The organism is Buttiauxella sp., assembly GCF_035271705.1.
Taxonomy (GTDB): Bacteria; Pseudomonadota; Gammaproteobacteria; order Enterobacterales; family Enterobacteriaceae; genus Buttiauxella.
This window is the reverse complement of sequence record NZ_DATERI010000097.1, coordinates 1-13,678: the sequence shown is the minus strand read 5'-3', so window position 1 is coordinate 13,678 and position 13,678 is coordinate 1. Positions and strand designations below refer to the sequence as shown.

General features: G+C 50.0%; 13 protein-coding genes and 1 pseudogene. 7 read left to right on the top strand and 7 right to left on the bottom strand.

Translation table 11 applies throughout. From position 1 onward, the window contains the following. The 5 genes and pseudogenes from VJY99_RS08965 to recG all read left to right on the top strand — a co-directional run. Positions 1-98, top strand: a pseudogene (locus tag VJY99_RS08965) (guanylate kinase); the annotation flags it as partial. Positions 99-152: 54 nt separating this feature from the next. Further along, the gene (rpoZ, locus tag VJY99_RS08960) at positions 153-428 is read left to right on the top strand and encodes a DNA-directed RNA polymerase subunit omega (RefSeq protein ID WP_034461476.1); all 276 of its coding nucleotides are present in this window, start codon (positions 153-155) and stop codon (positions 426-428) included. Between the two features lie 18 nt (positions 429-446). Further along, positions 447-2,558 (top strand): bifunctional GTP diphosphokinase/guanosine-3',5'-bis pyrophosphate 3'-pyrophosphohydrolase, encoded by a 2,112-nt coding sequence (gene spoT, locus VJY99_RS08955; RefSeq protein WP_324117708.1) that lies wholly within the window; start codon positions 447-449, stop codon positions 2,556-2,558. A 4-nt stretch (positions 2,559-2,562) separates the two neighbouring features. Further along, positions 2,563-3,252 (top strand): tRNA (guanosine(18)-2'-O)-methyltransferase TrmH, encoded by a 690-nt coding sequence (gene trmH / locus VJY99_RS08950; protein ID WP_324117707.1) that lies wholly within the window; start codon positions 2,563-2,565, stop codon positions 3,250-3,252. A gap of 4 nt (positions 3,253-3,256) precedes the next feature. After that, the gene (gene recG / locus VJY99_RS08945) at positions 3,257-5,338 is read left to right on the top strand and encodes an ATP-dependent DNA helicase RecG (RefSeq protein WP_324117706.1); all 2,082 of its coding nucleotides are present in this window, start codon (positions 3,257-3,259) and stop codon (positions 5,336-5,338) included. A 4-nt stretch (positions 5,339-5,342) separates the two neighbouring features. Here recG and gltS read toward each other — a convergent pair whose 3' ends face one another. Next, complete coding sequence (gene gltS, locus VJY99_RS08940) at positions 5,343-6,545, bottom strand: sodium/glutamate symporter (RefSeq protein WP_324117705.1); 1,203 nt, start codon at positions 6,543-6,545, stop codon at positions 5,343-5,345. 228 nt (positions 6,546-6,773) lie between these two features. On the opposite strand from gltS, the gene VJY99_RS08935 reads away from it, so the two are divergent. Further along, positions 6,774-8,165 (top strand): uracil-xanthine permease family protein, encoded by a 1,392-nt coding sequence (locus tag VJY99_RS08935; RefSeq protein WP_324117704.1) that lies wholly within the window; start codon positions 6,774-6,776, stop codon positions 8,163-8,165. Between the two features lie 125 nt (positions 8,166-8,290). Continuing rightward, the gene (locus VJY99_RS08930; RefSeq protein WP_324117703.1) at positions 8,291-9,985 is read left to right on the top strand and encodes an AsmA family protein; all 1,695 of its coding nucleotides are present in this window, start codon (positions 8,291-8,293) and stop codon (positions 9,983-9,985) included. A gap of 41 nt (positions 9,986-10,026) precedes the next feature. On the opposite strand, the gene fabY is transcribed toward VJY99_RS08930, so the two are convergent. From fabY to VJY99_RS08900, 6 genes are all read right to left on the bottom strand, one after another. Next, a complete protein-coding gene (fabY, locus tag VJY99_RS08925) occupies positions 10,027-10,968 on the bottom strand; it encodes a fatty acid biosynthesis protein FabY (protein WP_324117702.1) in 942 nt (313 codons plus the stop codon). A gap of 44 nt (positions 10,969-11,012) precedes the next feature. After that, entirely contained in the window at positions 11,013-11,450 is a 438-nt protein-coding gene (dtd, locus tag VJY99_RS08920; protein ID WP_324117701.1) for a D-aminoacyl-tRNA deacylase, read from the bottom strand. After that, positions 11,447-12,319: a virulence factor BrkB family protein gene (locus tag VJY99_RS08915; protein WP_324117700.1), complete on the bottom strand. Its 873-nt coding sequence runs from the start codon at positions 12,317-12,319 to the stop codon at positions 11,447-11,449. The genes dtd and VJY99_RS08915 overlap by 4 nt, the downstream gene beginning before the upstream one ends. After that, complete coding sequence (yihX, locus tag VJY99_RS08910) at positions 12,316-12,912, bottom strand: glucose-1-phosphatase (protein WP_324117699.1); 597 nt, start codon at positions 12,910-12,912, stop codon at positions 12,316-12,318. Before yihX ends, VJY99_RS08915 begins: the two co-directional genes overlap by 4 nt. A 135-nt stretch (positions 12,913-13,047) precedes the next feature. Further along, a complete protein-coding gene (locus VJY99_RS08905) occupies positions 13,048-13,551 on the bottom strand; it encodes a DUF943 family protein (protein ID WP_324117698.1) in 504 nt (167 codons plus the stop codon). Continuing rightward, on the bottom strand, positions 13,548-13,678 hold a 131-nt coding region (locus VJY99_RS08900; RefSeq protein WP_324117709.1), incomplete at its 5' end, for a DUF3289 family protein. The genes VJY99_RS08900 and VJY99_RS08905, both read right to left, overlap by 4 nt.

The window sequence follows — 13,678 nt, the reverse complement described above, 5'->3', positions numbered from 1 at the left end:
TGTCAGATTTAAAAATTATCATTCGTGCCGAGCGTCTACGAATGGGTCGCCAAAAAGCGCGACATGACGCTTTAATCAGCAAACTATTGGCAGACTGAGCCCAGTTTCAGTATCATGCCCAGTCATTTCTTCATCTGTGGAGCATTTTAATTATGGCACGCGTAACTGTTCAGGACGCTGTTGAGAAAATTGGTAACCGTTTTGACCTGGTTCTGGTCGCCGCACGTCGCGCTCGTCAGATGCAAACTGGTGGTAAAGATCCACTGGTACCTGAAGAAAACGACAAAACGACTGTAATCGCACTGCGCGAAATCGAAGAAGGGTTGATCACCAACCAGATTCTTGATGTTCGTGATCGCCAGGAACAGCAAGAGCAGGAAGCCGCAGAACTGCAGGCTGTTACCGCTATTGCTGAAGGTCGTCGTTAATTAGCCTGCGGGTAGCCCTTGTATCTGTTTGAAAGCCTGAATCAACTGATTCAACATTACTTGCCCGAGGAGCAAATAAAGCGACTTCGGCAAGCATACCTTGTTGCGCGTGATGCTCACGAGGGACAAGCTCGTTCAAGCGGTGAACCCTATATCACCCATCCCGTAGCTGTTGCCTGCATTCTGGCCGAGATGAAACTCGACTATGAAACGCTGATGGCCGCACTACTGCATGATGTGATCGAAGACACCCCTGCCACCTACCAGGATATGGAACAGCTGTTTGGTAAAAGCGTTGCCGAACTGGTGGAAGGGGTATCTAAGCTAGACAAACTGAAATTCCGCGATAAGAAAGAAGCTCAGGCTGAAAACTTCCGCAAAATGATCATGGCGATGGTGCAAGACATCCGCGTCATTCTGATCAAACTCGCCGACCGCACGCACAACATGCGCACTCTCGGGGCATTACGCCCTGATAAACGCCGCCGCATTGCTCGTGAAACCCTCGAAATCTATAGCCCGCTGGCACACCGTCTTGGTATTCATCACCTGAAGACTGAGCTGGAAGAGCTGGGCTTTGAAGCGCTTTACCCGAACCGCTACCGCGTCATTAAAGAAGTGGTAAAAGCGGCACGTGGTAATCGCAAAGAGATGATTCAAAAAATCCTCTCTGAAATTGATGGACGATTGCAAGAAGCTGGCATTCCGCGTCGTGTGAGTGGCCGGGAAAAACATCTTTACTCCATCTACTGCAAAATGACGCTCAAAGAGCAGCGTTTCCACTCGATTATGGATATCTACGCCTTCCGCGTGATTGTCCATGACATGGATACCTGTTATCGCGTCCTTGGGCAGATGCATAGCCTCTATAAGCCACGTCCTGGACGGGTTAAAGACTATATTGCCATTCCGAAAGCGAACGGATATCAGTCTCTGCACACCTCAATGATTGGCCCGCACGGCGTGCCTGTAGAAGTGCAAATCCGTACCGAAGATATGGATCAGATGGCCGAGATGGGGGTTGCCGCTCACTGGGCTTATAAAGAGCAAGGTGAAAGTGGCACAACGGCACAAATCCGCGCCCAGCGTTGGATGCAAAGCCTGCTTGAGTTACAGCAAAGTGCGGGTAGTTCATTTGAATTTATCGAGAGCGTAAAATCCGATCTGTTCCCGGATGAGATTTACGTTTTCACACCTGAAGGGCGCATTGTCGAATTACCGGCTGGTGCAACACCCGTTGATTTCGCGTATGCGGTGCACACAGACATCGGCCATGCATGTGTCGGTGCAAGAGTCGATAGGCAACCCTATCCACTGTCTCAGTCGCTCAGCAGCGGCCAGACAATAGAAATCATTACAGCTCCAGGCGCACGCCCGAACGCCGCCTGGCTGAATTTTGTCGTGAGTTCTAAAGCCCGCGCCAAAATCCGCCAGATGCTGAAAAATCTCAAGCGTGATGACTCCGTTAGTCTCGGACGCCGTTTGCTAAACCACACTTTAGGTGGCAGCCGTAAATTAGCCGAAATCCCGCCAGAAAACATTCAACGTGAGTTGGAGCGCATGAAGCTCGCCTCACTTGATGATTTGCTGGCTGAAATTGGCCTCGGTAACGCCATGAGTGTGGTCGTCGCGAAGAACTTACAAGGTGAATCGTCCGGAGTTCAGCAAGGCCACTCACCGTCTCACAGTCATCTACCGATTAAAGGCGCAGATGGCGTTTTGCTAACCTTTGCCAAGTGTTGTCGTCCAATCCCTGGCGACCCGATTATTGCACACGTAAGCCCAGGCAAAGGGCTGGTTATCCATCATGAATCTTGTCGTAACATCCGAGGCTACCAAAAAGAGCCTGAAAAGTTTATGGCAGTGGAATGGGACAAAGAGACAGAACAAGAGTTTACCACCGAGATCAAGGTGGATATGTTTAACCATCAGGGTGCGCTGGCAAACCTGACGGCTGCGCTTAATAATGCAGGCTCCAATATTCAAAGCCTGAACACCGAAGAGAAAGATGGCCGCGTTTACAGTGCGTTCATTCGTCTGACTGCACGCGACCGTGTCCATCTGGCGAACCTCATGCGTAAAATCCGCGTGTTGCCGGATGTGATTAAAGTTACCCGCAACCGAAACTAGTGTTATGAATCCTCAACGTTATGCACGTATTTGCGAGATGCTCGCCAGGCGTCAGCCTGATCTGACTGTCTGTATGGAGCAGGTCCATAAGCCTCATAACGTGTCGGCGATTATTCGCACTGCCGACGCCGTTGGTGTACATGAAGTCCACGCGGTCTGGCCGAGTAACAGAATGCGCACCATGGCCTCTTCTGCAGCAGGCAGCAATTCCTGGGTTGAAGTAAAGACCCATCGCCATATCGGTGATGCCGTTGCCCATCTCAAAAACAACGGAATGCAAATCCTCGCGACTAACCTTTCTGATAAAGCTGTCGATTTCCGCGAAATTGATTACACGCGCCCAACCTGCATTTTAATGGGACAGGAAAAAACCGGTATTACTCAGGAGGCGTTAGCACTGGCAGATCAGGACATCATTATTCCGATGATCGGGATGGTGCAATCGCTCAATGTTTCCGTGGCCTCAGCACTCATTCTTTATGAAGCACAGCGCCAGCGTCAAAACGCCGGAATGTATCAGCGTGAAAACAGTACATTGCCAGAGTCCGAACAACAGCGTCTGCTGTTTGAAGGCGGTTATCCTGTCCTGGCGCGCGTTTCCCGCCGGAAAGGTTTGCCCTACCCGCATGTGAATCAGCAAGGTGAGATAGAAGCTGATGCCGCATGGTGGGCCACAATGCAATCTGCGGAGTAGTCAAATGAAAGGCCGTTTGCTGGATGCCATACCGTTAAGTACGCTTGCCGGAGTGGGTGCCAGCCAGAGCGGCAAACTGGCTAAGATTGGTCTGCACACCATTCAGGATCTTCTGCTTCATCTCCCGCTGCGCTACGAAGACCGCACGCATCTCTATCCAATCAACGATCTTATGCCGGGGACGCACGCCACGGTGGAAGGTGAAGTGCTGAACTGCAATATCAGTTTTGGTCGTCGCCGTATGATGACCTGCCAAATTTCTGACGGCACCGGCATTCTGACCATGCGTTTTTTCAACTTCAATGCCGCGATGAAAAACAGTCTCGCAACCGGTAAGCGTGTGCTTGCTTATGGTGAAGCAAAACGAGGGACGCACGGCGCAGAGATGATTCATCCGGAATACCGCATTCAGGGCGATCTCAGTACCCCGGAATTGCAGGAAACCCTGACACCGGTTTATCCAACGACTGAAGGCATTCGCCAGGCTACGCTGCGCAAACTGACCGACCAGGCTCTGGAATTGCTGGATACTTGCGCTATCACCGAGTTACTCCCGGCGGATTTGAGCAAGGGAATGATGAGCCTGCCTGAAGCATTGCGTACTTTGCATCGCCCGCCGCCGACGATGCAATTAGCCGACCTGGAAACGGGGAAGCACCCAGCTCAACAACGATTAATCCTTGAAGAGTTACTGGCGCATAATCTAAGTATGCTCGCGCTCCGTGCGGGTGCTCAGCGTTATCACGCTTTGTCTCTGCATAATCATGACGAATTAAAAAACCAACTGCTGGCGGCACTTCCGTTTAAACCAACGGGTGCGCAAGAGCGTGTCGTGGCAGAGATTGAACACGATATGGCGCTGGATGTACCCATGATGCGTCTGGTGCAAGGCGATGTAGGATCGGGCAAAACACTGGTTGCAGCACTTGCAGCATTACGTGCAATTGCCCATGGCAAACAGGTTGGTTTGATGGCACCGACAGAGTTACTCGCCGAACAGCATGCCAACAATTTCCGTCAGTGGTTTGCACCATTGGGTATTGAGGTTGGCTGGCTTGCGGGTAAGCAAAAAGGCAAAGCGCGTATTGCCCAACAAGACGCCATCGCCAGCGGCCAGGTATCAATGGTGGTGGGGACGCACGCGATCTTCCAGGAACAAGTGCAGTTCTCTCAACTGGCACTGGTTATCATTGATGAACAGCATCGCTTTGGCGTCCATCAGCGCCTGGCGCTGTGGGAAAAAGGCCAGATTCAGGGATTCCATCCGCATCAACTTATCATGACCGCAACGCCAATCCCGCGTACGTTGGCTATGACGGCCTATGCTGATTTAGACACCTCAACTATCGATGAACTGCCGCCTGGCCGTACACCGGTTACCACGGTTGCCATCCCTGACACACGCCGCAACGACATTATCGACCGTGTACGTGGTGCATGTAGCGATGAAGGCCGCCAGGCATACTGGGTTTGTACGCTGATTGAAGAATCGGAGTTACTGGAAGCGCAGGCCGCAGAAGTTACGTGGGATGAGCTAAAAGCCGCCCTGCCAAATCTGAATGTGGGGCTAGTGCATGGCCGAATGAAACCGCAAGAAAAACAATCAGTGATGCAGGCTTTCAAGGAAGGGTCGATTCACCTGCTGGTCGCCACAACGGTCGTTGAAGTGGGTGTTGATGTCCCCAATGCCAGTCTGATGATTATCGAAAACCCAGAGCGTCTGGGGCTTGCGCAACTCCACCAGCTCCGTGGCCGAGTGGGTCGCGGTGCCGTCGCCTCCCACTGCGTGTTGCTATATAAGTCGCCGCTGTCAAAAACCGCGCAACTGCGCTTGCAAGTGTTGCGTGATAGCAACGATGGCTTTGTGATTGCGCAAAAGGATTTGGAAATTCGTGGACCGGGGGAATTACTCGGCACGCGCCAGACAGGGAACGCCGAGTTTAAGGTGGCAGATTTACTGCGTGATCAGGCGATGATTCCAGAAGTACAGCGCCTCGCACGCCATATCCATGAACGCTATCCGGAACAGGCAACCGCGCTCATTGAACGCTGGATGCCTGAAACGGAACGCTATTCAAACGCCTGATGGCTTAGCCAAATATTGGCAACATCAGATACATCTTGATGACTAGCGCGTTGACGATATCAATAAAGAACGCGCCAACCATTGGAACCACCAGAAATGCCATGTGCGATGGACCAAAACGTTCGGTAATTGCCTGCATATTCGCGATAGCCGTTGGTGTTGCCCCCAGACCAAAACCGCAATGACCGGCGGCTAGTACCGCTGCATCGTAGTTTTTACCCATCAGGCGATAGGTCACGAAAATCGCATACAGCGCCATAAAGATGCTTTGCACGGTAAGAATTGCCAGCATTGGTAACGCCAGTGATGCCAACTCCCACAGTTTCAGGCTCATCAGCGCCATGGCGAGGAACAGAGACAAACAGACGTTCCCCAGCACCGAAACCGCACGTTCAAATACCCGATAGAAACCGAGTAGCGAGAGCGTATTGCTGAGAATAACCCCAACAAACAACACGCAAACGAACGTCGGTAATTCAAAGCTGGTGCCTTGAATGAGATGCCCCACAAACTTACCAACAGTAAGGCAGATAGCGATCATCGCGATGGTTTCAATCAAAACCATAGAGGTAATCATGCGCCCTACCGCAGGTTTTTCAAAGGCGCTTGGATCAATGCTATCGTCAGGCGTGCCATCCGGTGTGGATGAGTGTTTGACCAAATAACGTGCTACCGGCCCACCAATCAAACCACCCAGAACCAAACCAAACGTTGCACAAGCCATCGCAACTTCGGTGGCATTCTGGAAGCCATAACGCTCACTAAACAACTTACTCCAGGCCGCCCCCGTACCATGGCCGCCAGACAGAGTAATAGAACCCGCCAGTAACCCCATTAACGGATCAAGACCTAGCAAGCTCGCCATACCAATACCGATGGCGTTTTGCATCACCAGCAAACCCACCACCGCAATCAGGAAAATACCGACAACTTTGCCACCAGCACGCAGGCTGGAAAGGTTGGCATTCAGACCGATTGTGGCAAAGAAAGCGAGCATCAATGGGTCTTTGAGACCCATTTCAAATTCAAATTCCCAGCCGACACTTTTTTTAAGCACCAGCAAGGCAATGGCGATTAACAATCCACCCGCTACGGGTTCAGGGATAGTGTATTTTTTTAGTAGCGGTATGGTGTGGACCATTTTTCGGCCCAGCAACAACACGAGAGTTGCAGCAACAAGGGTAGAAAGGGTGTCGAGATAAAACATAGAATTGCTCCTGTTCGCGCATATTCTCACAGACGCTTTTAATTTATCCTTCACTGGATTTTCAGGTTCTAGAAAAATCAGTAGCTGGATTTTAACCAAAAAGGAGTCGAAAGTTATATAAAAAGCTCTCTATATATGCTTTTTATCTTAAAAAACATTGTTAGCAAACGTTTGCTTTTACCATTCAGTCCGTTAAAATCACCGTTTTTCGCCAAGGGATAATTTCTGATGTCTGTTAATGCAGTTGAGTCTGAAGAAGCGCAATCGATTGCTCAGGCTCCATCCAGTGAATTGATTTACCGCCTCGAGGACAGACCCCCTCTCCCACAAACTCTTTTTGCTGCTGGTCAGCATTTGTTAGCGATGTTTGTTGCGGTGATCACGCCTGCGATGTTGATTTGCCAGGCTCTGGGACTTCCGGCCGAAGATACCCAACACATTATCAGTATGTCGTTGTTCGCCTCAGGTGTGGCATCGATTATCCAGATTAAAACCTGGGGCCCCGTGGGTTCTGGACTTCTGTCAATTCAAGGCACCAGTTTTAACTTTGTTTCGCCGCTGATTATGGGCGGCATGGCATTGAAAAATGGCGGAGCCGACGTTCCGACCATGATGGCGGCCTTGTTTGGCACATTGATGCTCGCAAGCTGCACTGAAATGCTGTTGTCACGCTTCCTGCACCTGGCTCGCCGCATCATCACCCCGCTGGTTTCAGGGGTCGTTGTGATGATTATAGGTCTTTCTCTGATTCAGGTTGGCCTGACATCTATCGGTGGTGGCTATGCCGCGATGAGCGACCATACTTTTGGTGCACCGAAAAACTTGCTGCTGGCAGGTGCTGTACTGCTGGTCATCATTCTGCTTAACCGCCAGCGCAATGCTTACTTGCGTGTAGCATCTCTGGTTATCGCCATGGCGGTGGGATATGCGCTAGCCTGGGCTATGGGTATGTTGCCTGACACCCAACCGATGGCAAACACAGACCTGATTATGGTACCAACACCGTTGTATTACGGGCTGGGTATTGACTGGAATTTGCTTATCCCGCTAATGCTGGTCTTTATGGTGACTTCACTGGAAACCATCGGTGATATCACGGCAACCTCTGACGTTTCTGAGCAACCCGTATCTGGGCCGCTGTATATGAAACGCCTGAAAGGGGGAGTACTGGCTAACGGTCTGAACTCGTGTGTTTCCGCAGTATTCAATACCTTCCCGAACTCCTGTTTTGGCCAAAACAACGGCGTGATTCAGCTTACCGGTGTTGCCAGCCGCTATGTCGGTTTTGTCGTAGCACTGATGCTTATCGTGCTCGGCTTGTTCCCTGCAGTGAGTGGATTTGTATTACACATTCCTGAGCCTGTTTTAGGCGGCGCGACTATCGTGATGTTCGGCACCATCGCCGCATCTGGTGTACGCATTGTCTCCCGCGAACCGCTGAACCGCCGTGCGATTATGGTTATCGCCTTGTCGCTGGCAGTCGGTATGGGTGTGTCTCAGCAGCCATTGATTTTGCAGTTTGCTCCTGATTGGTTGAAAACCTTGCTCTCATCCGGTATTGCTGCCGGTGGTATCACCGCTATCGTGTTAAACCTGATTTTCCCGCCTGAGAAAAATTGATGTACTTCACGCGCTGGTGATTTGTTCGCTCCAGCGCGTGTTACCCCTCCTGACAATCCGATCCTTGAGCTATAACGGTAAATGGGGCATAACACCCTTACCGAAACTTCATGGGATGGAAGACAATGAAATTTCTCGGAAAGCTAATTATTGCGTTATTGGTTGTCGTACTGGTTGCGTTAATTGCCGCGTACCTTTTGCTACAAACTCGCTGGGGAGCAGCCCAGGTCAACAATTGGGTCAATGAGAAAAGTGATTACACATTCTCTTTCGAAGAGATGGATCACCGCTGGGCATCGCCCACGCATATCACTCTGACGAATGTCACCTTTGGGCGTAAAGGCCAACCTGCAACGCTGGTTGCGCAAAATATCGATATCGGCCTGAGTTCCAGGCAGTTTTCAGAACCTATGCACGTCGACAAGATCTTGTTGCAAAACGGAACGCTAAATATCAGCCCAAATGCCGCACCACTGCCATTCCAGGCCGACATGTTGCAATTAAGCGATATGGCGCTTAACAGTCCAAATACTGAATGGGATTTACACGCGCAGCGCGTCAACGGTGGCGTAATGCCATGGCAGCCACAGCAAGGCAAAGTACTGGGAAATACCGCAGATATTCAATTTAGTGCAGGTTCCATGACGCTCAACGGAGTTCCCGCCACCAACGTGCTGTTGCAGGGTGCGATAAATAACGAACAGGTGACACTCTCGACCATTGGTGCGGACATGGCTCGCGGTTCGCTGACTGGCAATGCAAATCGCCTTGCGGATGGCTCATGGAAAATTGGCAGCCTGCGCTTGAACGACATCCGCCTGCAAACGGAAAAATCGATTCCCGACTTCCTGGCACCACTTTCTACCGTCCCTTCTCTTAAAATTGATAGTCTGGAAGTCACAGATGCGCGACTGGAAGGTAAAGACTGGGCGGTCACTGATTTAGACCTGAGTTTGCGTAACTTGACGCTGGCAGATGGCGGATGGCGCAGCGACGACGGGCGGCTATCGATGAATGCCAGTGACTTTATCAATGGTTCTCTGCATCTGAATGATCCGATTGTGAATATCGATTTTAGCCCGCAATCCGCCACGCTACGCCAGTTCACCTCGCGCTGGGAAAGAGGAATGGTTCGCGCTTCAGGCGCTTGGCTACGCAATGAGAAAAAACTGGCGCTGGATGAGCTGGTTTTTGCCGGTCTTGAATATACGCTGCCGGAAGACTGGAAAGCTCGTTGGATGAATCCTCTGCCGGAATGGCTACAGTCAGTGACGATTAAAAAGCTTTCGGCAAACCGGAATCTGGTTATTGATATCGATCCGACCTTCCCATTCCAGTTCACCGCGTTAGATGGTACGGCGAACAATTTTGAAGTTGCGCGCAACGGTCAGTGGGGGATCTGGAGTGGTAACGCCACGCTGAACGCATCGTCAGCCACCTTCAATCGTGTTGATGTGCGTCGTCCATCCATTTCGTTGAATGCCACGGACAGCCAGATTTCAATTACTGAGCTGAGCGCTTTTGCAGGTGAAGGAATGCTGGAAGCGACGGGGGCTATTTCGCAGGCTCCGCAGCGTAACGCAGCGGTCAATCTGCGAGGACGTTCGGTGCCGGTCAACGTGCTGCAGCCATGGGGATGGCCCGCGTTGCCAATAGAAGGAAAGGGTAATTTACAGCTTTCTGTGACCGGTAGCCTTGCTGCGCAAACCGCGCTTAAACCGACCGTGAACGGTAACTTGCAAGCCACCGCAACCGATGGCAAACAAGTCCAACAAACCATGCAAAATGGTGAAGTTCCCGGCGCATCATACATACCCTAAATTATTCGAGTTGAGGTATGACGGGTATAAGCGCCGAGAAGTTATTCTTCTTCGTTCCCGCCCTCTTCGAGTGGGCCAAAAGGTTTAGCTGGCAGCACCAGATATACCCCTTCAAAAACGGCCCCCTGAGTATCATCGCCGAAAAGCTCAACTTGCAATGCAACGCGAGCTTTGCGGCCACGCGCCAGGCGATCAAGATCACCGCTTAGCGACCCCAAATCGGCAATCGCCCCCGGCCTTCCGGTGATCGGGCTGCTATATCGAATGTGTGCGTCAGCGAGAATAATCGTGCCACCGAGATGACGTTCCCGGAGCATTAACCAAATCAATCCCCATCCCGTCAGCGTGGCAAGAGAAAACAAGCTGCCTGCGAATAACGTCTGATGAAGGTTTTGATTGCCTGCTTCCGGCATGGTAGTAATGAATTTCTGCCCGGTGTATTGCAAGATACGCACACCCATTTTTTCACTTAATGGAATATGCTGATACCAGGCTTGTTGTAACTGCCCGCACCAGTCAGCCCGATGAAGAATGTCGTCCAGCGAGGCAACCGGTTTTATCATCAGATAATGGCGAATAGGGGTGGTCGAAGGCGTGGTGATTTCGCCCTGATTCTCAAAGCCCAACTTGGCAAAAAACTCGACGGCATCTTCGCGTGCGCTACACACCACACGTTTGACCCCTTCCTGGCGCGCGACAGACTCAAGCGTCATCGCCACCAGCGTCCCCAGCCCTTTATCTTGTACTGACGGGTGAACCGCCATGAAGCGGATAGCCGCTTCATTATCGGCATTGATGTACAAACGCCCAATGGCAACGATATTCCCTTCTTCGTCCACCACCATTTGGTGATGAGCCATGGCATCCCAGGCGTCGCGCTCGGAGCCTTTGGGTTGATGCAGAGGTTTGCGCAACATCTCCCAACGAAACTGGTAATAGAGCTCAAGCTCTTCTTCGGTTTGCGGTACGCGAAGGTGATACATACATGTACTCTCTCTTGTTACGCGGGACCGTAAATGCTGCGGACTCAGACCTGTAACCAAAACGTCACCGGACCATCGTTGGTCAGGCTCACCTGCATGTCTGCGGCGAATCGCCCTGTTTCGGCTACGATGCCCTGTTGTCGACAGCGTTCAACAAAGTATTCATACAACTCTTCAGCAAGTTGTGGTGCAGCGCCAACCGAGAAGCTCGGGCGCATCCCACGTTCTGTGTCAGCGGCGAGAGTAAACTGCGACACCACCAGCACACTGCCACCTGCCTGCTGAACATTCAGGTTCATTTTATCGTTTTCATCGCCAAAAATACGGTAACCCAAAACCCGCTCGCAAAGGCGATTCGCTTTCTGTTCGTTATCATCCTTTTCGACACCCAATAACACTAAAAGTCCTGGGCCAATTTCACCCGTCACTTCACCCGCCACGGTGACGCGAGCGTGGGTGACGCGCTGAATTAATGCAATCATGGTTCTTCCAATTCTTCCCGCTGTGATTCGATGCGAAGTTTTCGGTAATCGCCGAGAGTGACAGTAATTTCGGCTCCGAGCAATACGATACACCAGGTCCAATAGACCCAGACGAATAATATGGGGATCACGGCTAACACGCCGTAAATCAATTGATAAGAGGGAAACATGGTGATGTAGAGAGCAAAGCTTTTTTTCCCGAGCTCAAACAATAGCGCGGCGACCAGTGAGCCAATCAGTGAGTCACTCACGGGAACTCGAGTGGTTGGGACAATGCTGTAGAGCATCCAGAATGATAGCCAGGAAATGAGCAATGGAAAGATGCGTAACATGTCATCAATCACGCTATTAAAGCCCGTGACCCACCGTAGAGACAGCAAATACGAGCTGATCGCCAGACTTACCCCGGCCAACAACGGCCCAAGCGTTAAAATCATCCAGTAAACCGCAAACGAGTAGATTTTTGGTCGTGTGCGCGAGCTGCGCCAGATAGTGTTTAGTGCGCTATCCACGGCATACATCAGTAATAATGAGGTGACGATGAGCCCGCAGGCACCCACCGCCGTCATTTTAGTAGAGTTAGCGACGAACTGTTCGATATAGCTCTGAATAATGTCGCCGGTAGCAGGCATAAAGTTTGAGAAAACGAAGTGGCGCAACTGGATACTGATATCGGCAAACATAGGGAATGCCGCAAACAACGCAAATACCACCGCAACTAAAGGTACCAGCGAGAGCAATGACACGTAAGCAAGGTTCCCTGCAAGCGTGGTCATATTGTCCTGGTCGATGCGGTGCCAGAGCAGCTTTCCCCATGCAATACAGTGACTAAGATGCTTACTCATTTTGCGATGAACGTCTTTTATCATAGGCCTTTTGCGAAGTAGCCAGGCACCGTGTCTTTTCCGGTCACCAAAATGCTGGTGATACCCAACTGTTGAGCTCCTTTAATATTATCGACGTTGTCGTCAAAAAAGACCGCCTCACTCGCAGAAAAACCCTCTGTTTCGAGTAGTTTTTGATAAATCTCTGCATCGGGTTTACGCATGCCCATTTCCTGAGACAGGTAGATTTTATCTGCCGCCTGGGCAATTTGCGGATATTCACCAGGCCAGAAATAAGTGTGTAAGCGATTAGTATTTGAGAGGACAACAACACGATGGCCTTGTTCGCGAAGCTTGTTCATCACGTCGATAACCTCAGGCCGTAATCCGACAAAGATTGCCTGCCATCCTGCGGAAAATTGTTCGAAGCTCAGCGCCATATCCATTTCTTCACTAACGACTTCAGCAAATTCTTCGTCACTAATTTGCCCGCGTTCGTGGCGTTTGAAAGCATCCCCCATCACAAAGCTTTTTTGCAAATTCGCTAGCGGTACGCGGCTGTAATCGCTCCACACCCCCATCACGCGATTGAAGTCGATATCAACTATGACGTTGCCTAAATCAAAGATATACAGCATAAATCTCTCCTTTGCGCATGGACAAATAACTGTAGCGGTTATCGGAGAAGGTAGATAGTAAGTGTGACGATGGGGTGTCAACGAATGCGAGGTTGATCGTTAATCTGAGAAAAACTTCGTTGTCATCTCCAGAAATTAGCCCTTCGTTCGACGCATTTTATGAAACAGTTCCTCATCCCTTTCCGCTACAAGTTTTCCTTCTTTATCTACGGCATAGGAATAACCACTATATCCTACCGTGAAAACTTCCTTACCGTATTTATATAGTTTTATTTTTAAGAACATGTTTTTTTCTATGCAGTTATTTTTAACCTTCATGTCACTAAAACAATATAAATCGTGTTTGTAGTTTTCTTCAAGATTAACAAAACCATCAGCAACATCCCAAATGACAATATCAAAATCAGTACTTCTTGGTATGTTATAAACTTCCAAAAGTTCTTCTTTATGATCCAAATACCAATGAACTCTGTCTCTGTCGGTAAGTGGAAAATGATTTACTACAACATCATTACTCCCCTCCATTTGCCTACTGGTATAAATTATTTTCACAGGACGCAAAGACCACAAGTTAAAAACAGCGACAAAAACAAACAAGCCGAGAACAAAAATCTTAATTTTGATTTTTGGTGATTTCATATATCACCATTGATTTTAACATTTGCACTAAAATTAGTAAGAAAGGGTTTAAAAGAATAATCTTTGTGCCGTTGTAGAAAAAACCAGATCCGGAAAAATCTTAAATTCCTAAATAAAGGATTGGTAA